Source organism: Methanococcoides orientis (assembly GCF_021184045.1).
GTDB classification, from domain to species: Archaea; Halobacteriota; Methanosarcinia; order Methanosarcinales; family Methanosarcinaceae; genus Methanococcoides; species Methanococcoides orientis.
Genome location: NZ_CP073710.1, coordinates 2,001,963 through 2,016,869, shown reverse-complemented (window position 1 = coordinate 2,016,869; position 14,907 = coordinate 2,001,963). Strand labels below are relative to the sequence as shown.

The following is a 14,907-nucleotide window of genomic DNA, read 5'->3' as shown; positions in this document are numbered from 1 at the left end:
AATTAAAGCTTAAAATAAAATTTAAAAAAGTAAAATAAAAAAGATCAGAGCTGCACGTAACGTGCAGAATCTCCGAGATCTTCTTCTATTCTGAGTAACTGGTTGTACTTTGCAGTGCGCTCACTTCTTGCAGGTGCTCCTGTCTTGATAAGGTCAGCACCGATTGCAACGGAAATATCTGCGATCATTGGATCTTCGGTCTCAGCGGAACGATGGCTTACCACAACGCTGTATCCATTGCGCAGTGCAAGGTTTGCGGCATCAAATGACTCGGAGATCGTACCTATCTGGTTGATCTTGAGCAGGAGTGCGTTAGCAGCATCCATTTCAACACCCTTTGCAAGACGTTCCACGTTTGTCACGAACAGGTCATCGCCTACGATGATTGTGTCCCATGCCTCACTGGTAAGTGTTGCAAAGTCCTCGAATGACTCTTCATGGAACGGGTCCTCAATGGAAAGGATCGGATAGGTGTCGACAAGCTCAAGGTAATAATCAACAAGTTCAGCAGGTGTGAGCATATTCCCATCGATGGAATATTTGCCATCTTCAAAGAACTCTGATGCAGCAGCATCAAGACCGATTGTGATCTCGGATTCGGTATATCCTGCCTCATCAATGGCAGACACAAGGGCATCCAGTGCATCGGATGTCATTGAGATCGGTGGTGCATATCCGCCCTCATACCCGACGTTGGTTGCGGATGCTCCGTATTTATCTTCAAGTACCTTGCCAAGTGCGTGGTAGGTCTCGGTTCCCATTCTCAAAGCATTGGAATAAGTGTCTGCTCCCTTTGGCTGTATCATGAATTCCTGAATTGAGAGCTCATTGCCGGCGTGCTTTCCACCGTTGAGCACGTTCATGGTCGGTACAGGCATTGCGAATGCGTTGGTTCCGCCAAGGTAGCGGTAAAGTGGCATGTTAAGTGAATCAGCTGCTGCTTTTGCAACTGCCATGGAAACGCCCAGTATGGCATTGGCACCGAAGGTCATTTTGTTGTCGGTTCCATCCAGTGCGATCATCAGCTCGTCGATCTCACGCTGATTGCGAACGTCCATTCCAAGCAGTTCCTTTGCAAAGGTTGCGTTCACATTTTCAACTGCTTCAAGTACGCCTTTCCCGTTGTAACGGTCAGCATCTTTATCCCTTAGTTCGAGTGCTTCATTACTTCCGGTCGATGCCCCTGAAGGCACACTTGCCCTTCCAAATCCGCGGCCAGTGTAGATATCGACTTCAACAGTAGGATTTCCTCTGGAATCCAGGATTTCTCTGGCATGTACTTTTTCAATTGTATACTTTGCTTCTTCGCCAATATAGCTCATGTTTTCCACCATTAGAACGTTCTATTGACCAATCGTACATTACAGTATATATCGTTACCGCATTTGTTGTTTCAGGGGTTTAATATTATAATTTCCTTGTATGCTCAAGATTCTCACAGCATAAATTTATATTGTTGTAGTATTATTATTGTAAGTAGGGAGTGAGAATATTATTTTAATGGATGATGAAGGGTATGAGGTATCATCACTTTTACAAAGCATTGATGTTCCGAGGATCGAAGCACTTTCGATCGCCTGTCTTTTCAATGTAGAAGAATTGAGCTCACAGGAAATCGAGAGGGCTACCGGGCTGAGGCAACCGGAGGTAAGCGTTGCCATGCGGGTTCTTTACGAACGTGGATGGATCGATGAAAGAGATGATAAAAGAACAAAGTGCAGGGGTAGGCCTGCAAAATATTATTCTCTGAAAGTGGATTTTGCAGATATAATCAAGGTATATGAGGAAAATATACTGAAAATGAATAAAGAAAAGATGTTGGTCATTCAGAATCTTCTGAAAATGACCACTTAATATAAAATCTCAGGGGTTTATCTTTTCTTATTTTGTTGCTCCAAATGTAATTGGGGCAAATCCTTTTGTAGTATCAAAAACGCGATTAGCATCTATGCCGGAGATTTCCAATATAAATACTTCCAGTACCATGAAAGCTTCACTTTCTCCACGCATGCATCCAACATTCACACTATCGCCACGACCGGCAGCAGTGTGAAGATGTATCTTTGGTCTTCCTTCCTCTGAAAAGATATTTCCAACCCCTATTACTTCATTCGGGTCGGAGTAATTAACCCACATAGGCTCAGGCGGAATTGCATTCTCTTTTGGACCGATGACAAGGTTTCCTTTAGCCACAGCACCCAGCAGGATGAAAAATGCAGATCCGATACTTTCTTTTTCAGCAAGTCCTTCGAGTTCCTTTAGCAGGTCTTCTCCAGTGTCTATCCTTACGGTAAAGACACGTCCTATATTTCCTTTACTATATTGCATATTTTCACCATTAGTTCATTCATTGACTATTTTTCCATCTACTATCCGCACGATACGGTCAGTCTTTGCGGCCATGTTCTCGTCGTGGGTCACAAGAATGAAGGTCTGATTATGTTCTTTGTTAAGCTTTCTTAGAAGCTCATATATCTTATCACTGGAATGGCTGTCCAGATTGCCCGTAGGCTCATCACCTATTACTATCTTTGGATCATTTGCCAGTGCACGAGCTACCGCAACCCTCTGGTTCTGGCCTCCTGAGAGTTGGTTGGGCCGGTGATCCATCCTTTCCTCAAGGCCGACCTCTTTCAGAATATCGATTGCTATCTTTTCAGCTTCACGCTTACTTTTACCTGCTATCAAAAGGGGCATCATGACATTTTCAAGTGCAGAAAAGTCAGGTAGCAGATGATGGTACTGGAAAATAAAGCCAAGCATCTCGTTGCGTGCACTGGAACGTTCCTTGTCAGACATCGTAGTTACATTTTCCCCGTCTATCAGGATGGTTCCGCTGGTAGGGGTATCCAGTATGCCTATCATATGAAGTAAAGTGCTCTTTCCTGACCCGGAAGGGCCGATTATTGAAAGGAACTCTCCGCGTTTAACGGTCATGTTCAGTCCGTCAAGTGCTTTGACCCCAAGCCCATCGGTATATATCTTGGTAAGGTCTCGTATCTCGATTATGTTGGGTTCACTGTTCATGCTATGCCTGCTTTATTTTAGGTCTTTGCACACTTCTTTTATCTTTTCGGCTTTATTTATAATGAATGGTGCTCTCTCATGAGCAAATACCTTCTGCTGAGGTGCTTAATTCTTGTAATAGGTTGATTATGGATAAGCTGGAATAATTACAAAAAAAGTAAAAAAATAGTATGAAATATCCCTTTAAGGGATATTATAGAATGTTTAATAATCAGGCTCAAGCCCATCGATCTGGGAGAATGCCCGATCGACTCCTTTCTGCTCGGTAACCCTTGTTTTCTTTTCGCGTTCCTGATGGATCGCATCTACGGCAACAGAATAAAGGTTTTCAAGTTCTTCTGCAACTTCCAGTGTCAGCACAGCAAGTACTTGGGGACTTTCTCCTTTCCTGACAATGATACCTTTGAAAACATGACCTACAGATGATGACAATTTTTCAACTTCTGTGGATATCTCGTCAATGCTCAGGTATGACTTGTCACCTTTTATGATGACCATTGCCCTGCTGCCTTCCTTGTAAACATCAGTGGAGAACAGAAGTCCTGAAGGTGAAAGTGCTTTTTGTATCGTTGACTTGATCGGCGTTCCCTTATCGGCTTCATAGAAACCGATGGTTGCAAGCCCCGCACCCCCACTCATAACTGTCTTGAAGTCCCCAAGATCGGTCACCATCATCATTTCGCTATCCAGTGCATCGAGAAGGAATAGGATGCGCTTTGCGATCATATCATTGATGGTGTTGTATGCTGACTGTACATCTCCTCCCATTTGTTTGAGGAACTGGTTATCAGCAAGTATTATACCGTCAACTCCGCTGTCACGTATATCCTTCAGGCAGAATGCCGCATTCTGAAGGTAGAGCGTCCCCTCTTCCCTGAAAGGGAGGACAACGACAGCATAGATCGGGAAATCATAGTTCTTCTTCAGTTCCTCGATAAGCGGAGGTGTAAAGGATGATCCTGTTCCGCCTGATGCAGACGTGAGCACAAAGCCGATATCGAAGTTTCCCCTTTCCTCGATCTGGCGCATGATGTTTGCTTTGTTATCTTCAAAGACATGCTTGCCGACATTGCGGTTTGCACCGACTCCGTGAAGGTGAGGGATATGCAATCTGTCCTTTGCTTTGGTGAACCTCATTTCTTTCAGGTCGTTCATTGCAGTGTTGATCGCTATTGTCTCAACATTGCTCTTATATTTCTGCTGTGAGTAGAACTTTGCAAATTTGCTTTTACCACCAAAAGCCTCTTTGTTTATCGCATCAAGGATACGGTTACCACATTGACCATTTCCTATGACAAGTATATTGAGCAAATAATTCCTCCAGATTTTATCTCTCTTGAAACGTTAATTATGAAGTTAGTTGGTGATCAGTATTTGTATTGCTTAGAACGGTAGAAGATCCATCCTCCTATTGCAAGAATGAACACTAATGGAATGGCATACACATACAAAGGCTGTTCGAAAAGCACATCATATTCACCTTTTGCCACAGTGAGTGAGTTTGTAGTTAGCTCCCCGCTGACAACCTCTGGTCCTTTAGAACTACCACTTTCATACTGGTATGAATATTCTGTTGTAATTGTATAAGTTCCCACTTCAGTTGGCTTGATATTGTATTTGATCTCTTTTTCCTGATTCAGGCCAAAGTTCTCAATATATACTTTTGGTACATTATTGATCATTTCAATGTTATCACTGGTGCTTTCAAAATCAAGTCCTTCGGGGATCTGGATGTTCAATACGACACCATTTGCAGAGGCTTCACCGATGTTCCTGATATTGATTGTGACCTCTACATCATCGCCTCTTTGCACGCTTCTGGTGTTCATTGAAGTGGAGAACTCAAGTTCTGCTACTTTCTCTTCGCCAGTGACCGTAACAACAGGTCTGTTCGAGGTAATCTGTGGGAAGTCCAGATCTGCTTCATTGGAGAATGTTGCAACAGTGGGTTTAAGTTCAAATGTGCCTGGTTCATTTGCCTGTAGCTTATAGAGGAAAATGATCCTTTCTTCATATTTGTCTATTGACATTGGACCTGCTTCTTCAAGAGTAATCTCCTGCAAGATAAATCCGGCAGGCTTCGGATCAGTAAAACGAACCTCAGTAGCTCTTCCGTCTCCGTCGTTCCTGACCACTACTTTGATCGTGACAACATCGCCCTGCTCTACGCTATAGGAACTTACTTCCTTTGTTATCTTCAGTTCAGGTGTACCTGAGAATTCTGCCTTATCATGGCCACCATCAATTATCTTATCCAGATAAACTGCATCGTCATCATCTATGGTAATTGACATTGTTGCACGTGGCACCATTCCTCCGATCACGGCGTCCAATGTGAATTCTATAGTTCCTTCTTCCACGTCAAAAGAGAACGAGTCTTCCTCGTTAAGCATTTTGTCATGTATCAGTTCATCCTGATCATATACTTTGAAAACACAGGTGCCAGCATCTACGAACACCTCGGCAATATCGATCACTATATTATTGATCTGGTATCCGTCTCCTTCCTCTATGCTTCCGTTGAACAAGACATCTTTGGCAGATGCACTCGATGTGAACATCAAAGCTATCAATGCTATCGCCACTATCGTCACAAACAAATTTTTAGACCGAAACATAATTCCCTCGACGCAGAAGTAAATTGCTATTTATTAGTTTTTTAGAGTATATACTCCACCAGCATCAATACAATATGAGAATCCAATAAATAGTTTGTGATAATGGCATCACATATCAGTTTCTACCAATTCAAGACTGATATCCGTCCACTCTGCTTTATGCACCAGTGAACCCACAGATATCACATCAACGCCTGTCTTGGCATATTCTGAAATGTTGTCCAGGTTTATGCCTCCTGAAACCTCAATTATGACATCGTCCCTGACCCCTTCACGCTTCAATTTTTCCAGCGTATGGATCACCTGTCCGGGTAACATGTTGTCGAACATTATAATGTCTACACCCAGTCGTGCCGCTGTGATGGCATCTTCTGCGGTTTCGACCTCCACATCTATCTTCTGTGTGAATCCGGCCAGTTCTTTGGCGGAAATGATCGCGTTCTCAAGACCCATGGCGTTCCTGTGGTTGTCCTTGATCATAATGGCATCTGAGAGATCGAACCTGTGAGGATCTCCTCCACCTGCAATAATGGCAAGCTTTTCGAACTTTCTGATCCCCGGAGTTGTTTTCCTGGTCCCGGCCACCTTTGTATCCGAATACTGCCTGACGGTCTGTACATATCTGTGGGTAAGTGTCGCAATTCCGGTCAGATGTCCCAGGAAGTTCAGGACAAGGCGTTCGGCACGTAATATTGCTACGGAGTTTCCAGTTATCTTAAATATCGTATCCCCTGCTTTGATCTCATTCCCTTCCACAAGTTCCGTATGTGTCTGGATACCAAAGTATTCCATTATCTTTTGTGCAACTTCTATCCCTGCGACAACACAATCCTCTTTTGCAAAAATTATCGCATTGATCTTTGTTTCAGGAACAAGGGTGCAGGAAATATCGTTAGCCCCAAGATCTTCACTGATGAATCGTTCTATCTCACAGTTCAGTATCATATTACCACATATATTAATGCCTCAAGAGGTTTATATGCTTTTAGAGTATTTTGGAATACCATGGTCGAACTTATAGGTCGGCCGATATTCAACTAACCATTATCTAATTAATAAAATATTCATAAGGAGTCCAGAATGCTAAAGATCGGAGTGTTCGGATGTGGAGCTATCGGTACCGAACTTTGCAAAGCTATCGATTCCGGCCACATAGATGTCGAACTGTATGCAGTGTATGACAGACACGAACAGGCAACAATTGATTTGAAAGAACAGCTCAGGAACGTGGATCCGAAAGTTCTTGAGATCGTAGAGATGGTAAAGCATGTTGACCTTGTGGTAGAATGTGCGTCCCAGCAGGCAGTCTACGAAGTAGTTCCTACTGCTCTTCATGCAAAGTGTGATGTCATGTCTATAAGTGTAGGAGCTTTTGCTGATCAGAATCTCCTTAAAACTACCACTGACCTTGCAAAGGAGTATGACTGCAAGATATACCTGCCCTCAGGAGCAATTGCAGGTCTGGATGGCTTAAAATCCGCATCTGCAAAAACGATCTATTCGGTTACACTGACCACGGAGAAGCATCCCAGAAGCCTTGCAGGGGCACCCTATGTTATCCAGAACAACATAGATCTTGATGCTATCACAGGAAAGACCGTGATATTTGATGGTATGGCATCAGAAGCCGTCAAAGCTTTTCCTGCCAACGTTAACGTTGCAGCTTCCCTGAGCATTGCAGGTATCGGTTTTGACAGAACGAAGGTCAGGATCGTTGCAAATCCTGCGCTTTCAAGGAACATCCATGAAATTACTGTGGAAGGAGAGTTCGGAATGTTCACAAGCCGTGTGGAGAACGTCCCGGCCCCGACAAACCCCAAAACAAGTTACCTGGCGGCCCTGTCAGCGATATCCACGTTAAAGAAGATCGCATCTCCGCTTCAGGTAGGCACATAATTGGTCCGTTGGGGCAAAAACGTTTAATCCTTAGTTATTGTAGCTCGGTCTATCAACATTCATTAACATGTCGTAACCGGCTACAAAATTGAAAAATCAAGTGATCATATGCAGGACAGGCAAACCATCATCAATAAGATCAGATCGTTAAAAAAAGAGCGCAATGCCGTGATCCTGGCTCATTGCTATGCACGTGATGAAGTTCAGGATATTGCAGATTTTGTAGGCGACTCTCTTGGATTGAGTCAGGAAGCAGTCGATCAGGATGCCGATGTGATCGTGTTTTGTGGTGTAAGCTTCATGGCTGAAAGCGCTGCGGTCCTCTCTCCTGAAAAGACGGTTCTTATGCCGGATGCAGATGCGAACTGTCCCATGGCGGCAATGGTGGATGTGCCATCTCTTCGTGAGATGAAGAAAAAGCATCCTGATGCAATGGTGGTCTGCTATGTTAACACAAGGGCCGATGTCAAGGCTGAAAGTGATATCTGCTGTACATCGGCCAATGCGGTGGAAGTTGTGAACTCATTGGATGCAGATGAGATCATCTTCGTTCCGGACAAGAACCTTGCAGCTTATGTTGCAAAACACACTGAAAAGAAGATAATTCCGTGGAACGGTTACTGCCCTGTACACAACCAGATCCTTGAAGAAGATGCTCTGAAGGCAATGCACGATCATCCGGATGCAGAAATGATAGCACATCCTGAATGCCGCTTTCAGGTACTTGAGGAGGCAGACCACGTGTTCAGTACCACAGGCATGCTGAAGTATGTAAAGAATTCTTCATGCAATGATTTTATCATTTCCACAGAGCAGGGAATAATGCACCAGCTGGAACTTGAGAACCCCGAAAAAATATTCTATCCAGTTTCCAGATTTGCCTTCTGCTCTGACATGAAGATGATCAACCTGGAAGCAGTACTGCGTTCACTGGAGAACATGGAACATGTTGTGACAGTACCGGAAGACATACGTTTGGGTGCAAAACGGTCCCTTGACCGCATGTTAGAGGTCAAACGTAGCAGGTAACGTTGCTTAAAGAGGAAATAAAGATGCGATCCTATCTCGAACTGATGCGTGGCGGCAACTGTGCAATGGCAGCTTTTGCTGCACTGGTCGGTGTCCTGATAGCATACAACATTCTCTCATCAGCAGGTTCAGCTGCATCGCTTTCATTTTACGATGCATCGCTTGTCTTTTTCATTGTCTTTTTCGTCACAGGTGCCGGGAACGGGCTTAACGATTATTTTGATATCGACATAGATACCGTGAACAAGCCTTCAAGGCCGATCCCCTCTGGCAGGGTTTCATTAAAGAGTGCCCTTTATTTCTCTCTCATACTTTTTGGTGCAGGGATCGCAATGGCATTTCTTGTCAATGTGCTTTGTGGCATCATTGCCATGCTAAATTCACTTGTTTTGATACTCTATGCAAAGAGCCTGAAACGAACTCCCTTCTTCGGCAATGCTTCGGTAGGTTACCTTACGGGGTCTACATTCCTTTTCGGCGGTGCAGTTTTCGGCATGGAAGGTCTCCAGGCAGTAGTTGTTCTTTTCCTGCTGGCAACGCTTGCTACCATCGCTCGTGAGATCGTAAAGGACATCGAGGATGTGGAAGGCGACAAAAAAGAAGGTGCAAGAACATTGCCGATCCTTATCGGTTCAAAGAAAGCATCCTATGTGGCAGCAGTTTTTGGTCTTATAGCCATGCTGGCAAGCCCTGTGCCCTATCTTCAATCAATACTGAACGAAAGATACCTTTTCGTTGTGGCAATTGCAGACATCTTCTTCCTCATAGCGGTCTATCAGATACTTGGAAAGAATGATGCTGCACGCTCTTCTAAATTATTTAAGTTCGCAATGCTCTTCGCATTGGTCTCGTTCATCGTTGGTGCTTAATACTCACTTTCTGTCGTTACTTTTCGAAGGCGTGTGCTTAAGGTATTCCTGTAGCATCATTGGAAATGTTGTTGCAGGTACGAACCTGACTCCAAGTTGTTCTGCCCATTTCTGGATCCCGTAATCACTTGCAACAACTGCAGCATCCAGCTCCTTTGCAAGCAGCAGCACATCAATGTCCGGTGCGCTGTCAAGGATTCCATATCGAAGTGCTGAACGGTACTTGTTCCTGAACTTGCCTACTATGCCACCAATAAGCTCGCGATCGATCACATTATCCATGTCATAGCCCGCATCCATTTCGGGGTTGACAGAAAGGCATTGTACGGAAGCTTCCCTGATGGCTTCTTCTGCCACGTTCATGCCTTTGTTGATACGCTCGCGCATGTATGCAACATACTCGTGGAAAATATGGGATGGTATCTTCACATCATGCCTGTCCGGTGTTTTTTTGACAAGCCATGTATCTATCTTTGCAATGACCTCATCGTCACAATCGTTGTTCTTTGCAAACTCATGAAGTTCCTTGTATACGGACGGGAATGGAACATAACAGCTTATCTGTAGATGGAGCCTTGATTCTGCTATCAGTTCCAGTATTGTACGCATCCCCTCGCAAAGATCCTCAATCCCCATCATTTCCCGAGTCTGAAGGTCGGTCAGAGCGGTAGTATCTATTACAAATCTTTGTCTTAACGTTGTTACTCCCCCTTGAGTGATACAATATCTGTATTTAGGCTCTTATTCTTTTTTCCCTCAGTCTTCATTCTCTTCCGATCCTGATGATCTTGAGAACATGCAGGCGGTTTCTACATACATCTCCATCTCACTTTTTGATGTAGAGGGTCTGATGCGTGACATTGCTTTCCTGAAATGTGATGTTTGAAGCACTATTCTTCCGGCTGCTTCATAAGCTTCTTCCTTTGTCATTTTCGGTTTGATGTTCTCTCTTAATGCCATCATTGCAGCTTCCCTGCAAACCGCTTCGATATCTGCACCAACATAACCTTGTGTCATATCAGCAAGTTCGGAAGGGCTGATATCATCTGAAAGAGGTTTGCCGGCAAGATGGATGTTAAAGATCTTGATACGCTCCTCCCTTTCAGGTGCTTTTACATAGATAAGCCTGTCAAAACGTCCCGGTCTTAAAAGTGCAGGATCGATTATGTCCGGACGGTTCGTGGCGGCAACGACCACAATGTCCTTCATTTCCTCTATACCATCAATCTCGGTAAGTATCTGGCTGACAACACGTTCAGTTACCTGTGATTCAAGCCCCATTCCCCTTTTTGGGACCATGGAGTCAAGCTCATCAAAGAAAATAACCGTTGGAGCTGCCTGTTTGGCTTTCCTGAATGTTTCACGGACCGCTTTCTCGGATTCTCCAACGTACTTGCTGAGAAGTTCTGGTCCCTTTATACTGATGAAATTAGCCTCACTTTCGTTTGCAACAGCCTTTGCCAGAAGTGTCTTTCCTGTTCCAGGTGGTCCGAAAAGCAGTATGCCTCTTGGCGGGCTGGTGTTCAGGCTTTTGAACATCTCCGGGTATTTCAGAGGCCATTCCACAGCTTCGATGAGTTCCTGTTTTGCCTGTTCCAGTCCACCGATGTCATCCCACATGACATGCGGGACCTCTACGAACACTTCCCTGAGTGCAGATGGTTCGATGTTCCGGTGCGCTTCGATAAAATCAGCTTCAGTGACCTCCAGCTGTTCCATTATCTCGGCTGGGATCTCCTCCTCTATGCTGATCATGGGGAGCATCCTGCGAAGGGCATGCATTGCTGCTTCCTTGCATAAGGATGACAGGTCTGCTCCTACAAAACCATGGGTCATATCGGCTATCATATCAAGACGCATGCTCTTTTCTATAGGCATTCCACGGGTATGGACGTAGAGTATCTGCAGCCGCCCGCCCCTGTCCGGGATCCCTATTTCGATCTCACGGTCGAACCGGCCACCTCGGCGCAATGCCTGGTCAATGGAATTCGGGCGGTTCGTGGCTGCTATAACTATAACTTTTCCTCTGCTCTTCAATCCGTCCATCAGTGAGAGCAGCTGAGCTACAACTCTTCTTTCCACTTCTCCGACAACGTCATCACGCTTTGGTGCGATGGAATCTATCTCGTCGATGAAGATGATGGAAGGTCCTTCCTTTTCCGCGTTTTCGAAGATCTCGCGGAGCTTCTGCTCGCTCTCGCCGTAGTATTTGGATATGATCTCAGGGCCGCTGATCGGTATGAAGTTTGCTTCACTCTCACTGGCAACCGCTTTTGCTATCATTGTCTTGCCTGTGCCGGGAGGGCCGTAGAGCAGTACTCCTTTTGGAGGATCAACACCGAGCTTGTCAAAAAGTTCCGGATGGCGCAGAGGAAGTTCTATCATCTCGCGCATCAGCCCCAGTTCACGTTTCAAGCCGCCGATATCCTCATAGGACACCCCTTCATTGATATCTGTTTCAGCAATTGGCTTGTCCATTATGATGTGGGTTGTACGACCTACAACAACGGGACCCGGGGGTACTGTTGACTTGACAATAAAGTTAAGAGGATTGTTAACGGTCTCTATCCTGATACGCTGTCCTCTTTCCAGAGGGCGCCCTTCCAGATTACGGTGTATTGAGCGTGAAAGCCTTTCCTGGGCGAAGGCTCGGGTGGGTGCAAGAGTTATTTTTTCGGCTTCCTTTTCAATAACTCTCCTGACAGTTACCTGGTCGTCGATGCCAACACTTGCATTACTTCTCAGGTTGCCGTCGATGCGGATGATCTCTTCCCCATCATCATCAAGGTTTGCCGGCAGGACCCTTGCATAGGTCTTCTTTTTATTCTTTATCTCGATGATGTCCCCACTTACTGCACCAATTCTTTGCATAAGCGCATTGGAAAGTCTGGCGATGCCTCTGCCTGCATCACGGTGGTTTGCTTCTGCAACACGAACAATAAGGTCTTCGGACATATCGATCACCTGTGGTGGGGCATTGAAGGAAAGGCAGTGCCAGGGGCGATGAATGCAAAACCCACTACAGAGTAAATTCTACGGTAATAGTATAAATAAAAGATGATGCAGAAGAGCTTCTGCAAAAGAAAAATAGGTATGAGACCTATCAGATCTCACTCTTTAATTTCTCGACAAGCTCCTGTTTGATGGTAGTGCTGCGGTCTCCGCCACAGACAATGCCGCGCACACCAATGATGGTAGGCTGGATGCGCTTTAATGCAGGTATGTCATCGAACTTGATGGTTCCTGCAATTGCGGTCTCAAGTCCGCGTGCGTGTGCATCGTTAACGAACTCAACAAGGTCCTCTTCGTTCATGAACTCGAAGGTGGAGCGACCGTCTTTGACACCAGTGTCGACCATAACGAGGTCTACACCTGCTTTCTCTCCAATGGCAGGGAGTAACTTCGGATTGATGGAGTCGATACGCTCATAGTCGGAATATCCACAGGCAACGACCTTGATATCCATTCCTTTTACGGATTCAGCGATACCGGTCATCATTTCAAGTGCCTGGTCTTCGGTCTTTACGTCATAGAGACCGATCTTCACATAGTCCGCACCTGCAGATGCAGCCCCATATGCGGCAAGTGCTGCGGTGCCAGGCTTGAAATTAAAGTCACCGAGTGCGGCACTGATAGGTCTTTTACCCTCAATTGCCTCCTTCACATCTCTGATGACCCATGGGAAATTTGCACCTAATGAGCCTTCCTTTGGGTTCTTGATATCAATTACATCTGCTCCGCCATTGAGTGCAGATATCGCTTCTTCAGTGTTAATAGGACTTACGAGTAATTTCATATATTGGCCTCTTTTTTATAGGATGAATTAAAGTATCGATTAAATATGTTTCGAATCGTCTTTGTATTTGATGTATATAATCATAATGCTGTTCATGCACAAGGCGGGGACCGTCGCATGTACCGGCCGGTACATGAGTCCAGTATGCTATGCACAACATCGGACCCTGTGGAGATCGTTCGCAGTCTCAGGCCGGCAGATGTGTATATTGCAGACCTTAACCGCCTTCAGGGGCAGGGGGCACCGGATATCAACTTTGATGTTATCAGGGCTGTTTCAGACCAGACAAATGTCATGCTGGATGCGGGGTTATCTTCTTTTGAGGATATCCTGTCCGTAATAGACCTTGCAGACCACCCCGTACTGGGGACGGAGACAGCTTCACTTGACACGATATCGAAGGTAGCTTCACAATACCCTTCCAGGGTAAATGTCAGTATCGATAAAAAGGATGGTGTGATCCTCTCTTCAGACCCTTCTATGCCCAAAGATCCACTTGAGATAGTTGAGATGCTCAACGGTCTTGATATCAATGATGTCATATTCCTTGACATGGATATGGTGGGAACGTCAGCGGGTTTTGATGCACAATTTTTAAGTCTGATAGCAGATGTTTGTGAACACGACGTCCTTCTAGGCGGAGGCGTAAGGGGCTTAGAAGACATCGGACAGCTTGAGGATATAGGTATTAAAGGCGCATTGGTGGCTACAGCTTTACACAATGGCTCTATCCCTGTTACAATGTTACAATAAAATTACAAATTTATATCTAAACTTACAATAAACAGATAAAAACTGAAAATTACATATCTGGTGATAATATGGCAGAAGATAATACAGTAGAAGATAATACGAATGTTGCTGAAGGCGAAGAGTACATGGAGATCAAGATGGCAGGCGGCTGGTATCTTACCATGACCCTTGCAAAAAGCGAGAAGTATGACAGTGAATATGTTGAGGTCGCAAAGGAAAGAAGCGGTCAGAAAAGGAGCCGCTTTAACATAAATCCGAAATACGCACGTGAACTTGGTGAGACACTCATAAAGTTCGCAGATGCGAACGGTCTTTAACTTTCCATGATCGATGTGATTGCCTGCAACACATCGTTCTCTATTTCTTTAAGGTCCCTGTCGGTATCGATTATAACGAACCTTTCAGGTTCTTTCTCTGCAAGCTGAAGGTAATTTTTTCTGACTCCATTTAATAGCTCGATCTTCTCAAACTTTGTCTGTTCCCCTCTTTTTCCACAGCGTCGGACCGCAATTTCCGGATCAATATCAAAAAGGATCGTAAGGTCAGGGACCACTGTCCATCCTTTATGGATCTGCTGCACCCACTCCATGGGCTTATCGAATTTTTCCCTGAGTGTAACGCCCTGGTATGCATATCTACTGTCTGAATACCTGTCTGAAATTATTATCTTTCCTTCTTCAAGTGCCGGACGTATCAGGGTTGCAATATGGTTTGCATGGTCTGCGGTGAAAAGCATCAGCTCTGCAAGGTGGTCTGTATTGGATTCAATAGCTTTGTAGACAGCGTCCCCTATCCAGCTTGTGGTAGGTTCCCTTGTGAACACGGCATTGGAAAAGGAAGGATGTGAGTTCAAAAAACGTGTGATTGTGGATTTACCCGATCCATCGATACCTTCCAGTGTTATGAGCTTTCCTTTCAT

At 44.9% G+C, this 14,907-nt stretch carries 16 protein-coding genes; 6 read left to right on the top strand and 10 right to left on the bottom strand.

The features are described 5' to 3' along the window. Positions 1-44 precede the first annotated feature (44 nt). Positions 45-1,322 (bottom strand): phosphopyruvate hydratase, encoded by a 1,278-nt coding sequence (eno, locus tag J7W08_RS09815; protein ID WP_233084295.1) that lies wholly within the window; start codon positions 1,320-1,322, stop codon positions 45-47. 178 nt (positions 1,323-1,500) lie between these two features. On the opposite strand from eno, the gene mreA reads away from it, so the two are divergent. Further along, positions 1,501-1,854, top strand: coding sequence for an MreA family transcriptional regulator (mreA, locus tag J7W08_RS09810; RefSeq protein ID WP_233084294.1), 354 nt, complete (start codon positions 1,501-1,503; stop codon positions 1,852-1,854). Between the two features lie 27 nt (positions 1,855-1,881). Here the strand turns inward: mreA and J7W08_RS09805 are convergent, their stop codons facing one another. The 5 genes from J7W08_RS09805 to nadC form a co-directional block, all read right to left on the bottom strand. After that, positions 1,882-2,328 (bottom strand): PPC domain-containing DNA-binding protein, encoded by a 447-nt coding sequence (locus tag J7W08_RS09805; RefSeq protein WP_233084293.1) that lies wholly within the window; start codon positions 2,326-2,328, stop codon positions 1,882-1,884. A 15-nt stretch (positions 2,329-2,343) separates the two neighbouring features. Next, on the bottom strand, positions 2,344-3,027 hold the full coding sequence (locus tag J7W08_RS09800; protein ID WP_233084292.1) for an ABC transporter ATP-binding protein: 684 nt from the start codon (positions 3,025-3,027) through the stop codon (positions 2,344-2,346). 204 nt (positions 3,028-3,231) lie between these two features. Next, a complete protein-coding gene (locus J7W08_RS09795) occupies positions 3,232-4,338 on the bottom strand; it encodes an FtsZ/tubulin family protein (protein ID WP_233084291.1) in 1,107 nt (368 codons plus the stop codon). 56 nt (positions 4,339-4,394) lie between these two features. Next, complete coding sequence (locus J7W08_RS09790; RefSeq protein WP_233084290.1) at positions 4,395-5,645, bottom strand: COG1361 family protein; 1,251 nt, start codon at positions 5,643-5,645, stop codon at positions 4,395-4,397. 108 nt (positions 5,646-5,753) lie between these two features. After that, a complete protein-coding gene (gene nadC, locus J7W08_RS09785) occupies positions 5,754-6,590 on the bottom strand; it encodes a carboxylating nicotinate-nucleotide diphosphorylase (protein ID WP_233084289.1) in 837 nt (278 codons plus the stop codon). A gap of 135 nt (positions 6,591-6,725) precedes the next feature. Between nadC and J7W08_RS09780 the strand changes: the two genes are divergently transcribed. The 3 genes from J7W08_RS09780 to J7W08_RS09770 all read left to right on the top strand — a co-directional run bounded on the left by J7W08_RS09780 (position 6,726) and on the right by J7W08_RS09770 (position 9,439). Next, positions 6,726-7,541: an aspartate dehydrogenase gene (locus J7W08_RS09780; protein WP_048195938.1), complete on the top strand. Its 816-nt coding sequence runs from the start codon at positions 6,726-6,728 to the stop codon at positions 7,539-7,541. Positions 7,542-7,649: 108 nt separating this feature from the next. Then, entirely contained in the window at positions 7,650-8,570 is a 921-nt protein-coding gene (gene nadA / locus J7W08_RS09775) for a quinolinate synthase NadA (RefSeq protein WP_233084288.1), read from the top strand. A 23-nt stretch (positions 8,571-8,593) separates the two neighbouring features. Beyond that, positions 8,594-9,439, top strand: coding sequence for a geranylgeranylglycerol-phosphate geranylgeranyltransferase (locus J7W08_RS09770; protein WP_233085758.1), 846 nt, complete (start codon positions 8,594-8,596; stop codon positions 9,437-9,439). Between the two features lie 3 nt (positions 9,440-9,442). Here J7W08_RS09770 and J7W08_RS09765 read toward each other — a convergent pair whose 3' ends face one another. The 3 genes from J7W08_RS09765 to J7W08_RS09755 all read right to left on the bottom strand — a co-directional run bounded on the left by J7W08_RS09765 (position 9,443) and on the right by J7W08_RS09755 (position 13,235). Then, positions 9,443-10,078: an RNA ligase partner protein gene (locus J7W08_RS09765; RefSeq protein WP_233084287.1), complete on the bottom strand. Its 636-nt coding sequence runs from the start codon at positions 10,076-10,078 to the stop codon at positions 9,443-9,445. Between the two features lie 117 nt (positions 10,079-10,195). Continuing rightward, the gene (locus tag J7W08_RS09760; protein ID WP_233084286.1) at positions 10,196-12,394 is read right to left on the bottom strand and encodes a CDC48 family AAA ATPase; all 2,199 of its coding nucleotides are present in this window, start codon (positions 12,392-12,394) and stop codon (positions 10,196-10,198) included. 148 nt (positions 12,395-12,542) lie between these two features. Continuing rightward, on the bottom strand, positions 12,543-13,235 hold the full coding sequence (locus tag J7W08_RS09755) for a (5-formylfuran-3-yl)methyl phosphate synthase (RefSeq protein WP_233084285.1): 693 nt from the start codon (positions 13,233-13,235) through the stop codon (positions 12,543-12,545). Positions 13,236-13,280: 45 nt separating this feature from the next. On the opposite strand from J7W08_RS09755, the gene J7W08_RS09750 reads away from it, so the two are divergent. Next, positions 13,281-13,988 carry a HisA/HisF-related TIM barrel protein gene (locus tag J7W08_RS09750; RefSeq protein WP_233084284.1) on the top strand — a complete coding sequence of 236 codons (708 nt, stop codon included), beginning with the start codon at positions 13,281-13,283 and terminating at the stop codon, positions 13,986-13,988. Positions 13,989-14,056: 68 nt separating this feature from the next. Continuing rightward, the gene (locus J7W08_RS09745) at positions 14,057-14,305 is read left to right on the top strand and encodes a hypothetical protein (protein ID WP_048195927.1); all 249 of its coding nucleotides are present in this window, start codon (positions 14,057-14,059) and stop codon (positions 14,303-14,305) included. Here J7W08_RS09745 and tmk read toward each other — a convergent pair. Further along, positions 14,302-14,907, bottom strand: coding sequence for a dTMP kinase (gene tmk, locus J7W08_RS09740; protein ID WP_233085757.1), 606 nt, complete (start codon positions 14,905-14,907; stop codon positions 14,302-14,304). The two genes, J7W08_RS09745 and tmk, sit on opposite strands and share 4 nt — an antisense overlap.

Bases quoted from the DNA above. Each gene is read 5' to 3' on its own strand.
- J7W08_RS09755 (WP_233084285.1), bottom strand. From the start codon at position 13,235: ATGAAATTACTCGTAAGTCCTATTAACACTGAAGAAGCGATATCTGCA.
- nadC (WP_233084289.1), bottom strand. From the start codon at position 6,590: ATGATACTGAACTGTGAGATAGAACGATTCATCAGTGAAGATCTTGGG.
- mreA (WP_233084294.1), top strand. From the start codon at position 1,501: ATGGATGATGAAGGGTATGAGGTATCATCACTTTTACAAAGCATTGAT.
- J7W08_RS09805 (WP_233084293.1), bottom strand. From the start codon at position 2,328: ATGCAATATAGTAAAGGAAATATAGGACGTGTCTTTACCGTAAGGATA.
- J7W08_RS09765 (WP_233084287.1), bottom strand. From the start codon at position 10,078: ATGATGGGGATTGAGGATCTTTGCGAGGGGATGCGTACAATACTGGAA.
- J7W08_RS09790 (WP_233084290.1), bottom strand. From the start codon at position 5,645: ATGTTTCGGTCTAAAAATTTGTTTGTGACGATAGTGGCGATAGCATTG.
- eno (WP_233084295.1), bottom strand. From the start codon at position 1,322: ATGAGCTATATTGGCGAAGAAGCAAAGTATACAATTGAAAAAGTACAT.
- J7W08_RS09770 (WP_233085758.1), top strand. From the start codon at position 8,594: ATGCGATCCTATCTCGAACTGATGCGTGGCGGCAACTGTGCAATGGCA.
- J7W08_RS09780 (WP_048195938.1), top strand. From the start codon at position 6,726: ATGCTAAAGATCGGAGTGTTCGGATGTGGAGCTATCGGTACCGAACTT.
- tmk (WP_233085757.1), bottom strand. From the start codon at position 14,907: ATGAAAGGAAAGCTCATAACACTGGAAGGTATCGATGGATCGGGTAAA.
- J7W08_RS09750 (WP_233084284.1), top strand. From the start codon at position 13,281: ATGTTTCGAATCGTCTTTGTATTTGATGTATATAATCATAATGCTGTT.
- J7W08_RS09760 (WP_233084286.1), bottom strand. From the start codon at position 12,394: ATGTCCGAAGACCTTATTGTTCGTGTTGCAGAAGCAAACCACCGTGAT.
- J7W08_RS09800 (WP_233084292.1), bottom strand. From the start codon at position 3,027: ATGAACAGTGAACCCAACATAATCGAGATACGAGACCTTACCAAGATA.
- nadA (WP_233084288.1), top strand. From the start codon at position 7,650: ATGCAGGACAGGCAAACCATCATCAATAAGATCAGATCGTTAAAAAAA.
- J7W08_RS09745 (WP_048195927.1), top strand. From the start codon at position 14,057: ATGGCAGAAGATAATACAGTAGAAGATAATACGAATGTTGCTGAAGGC.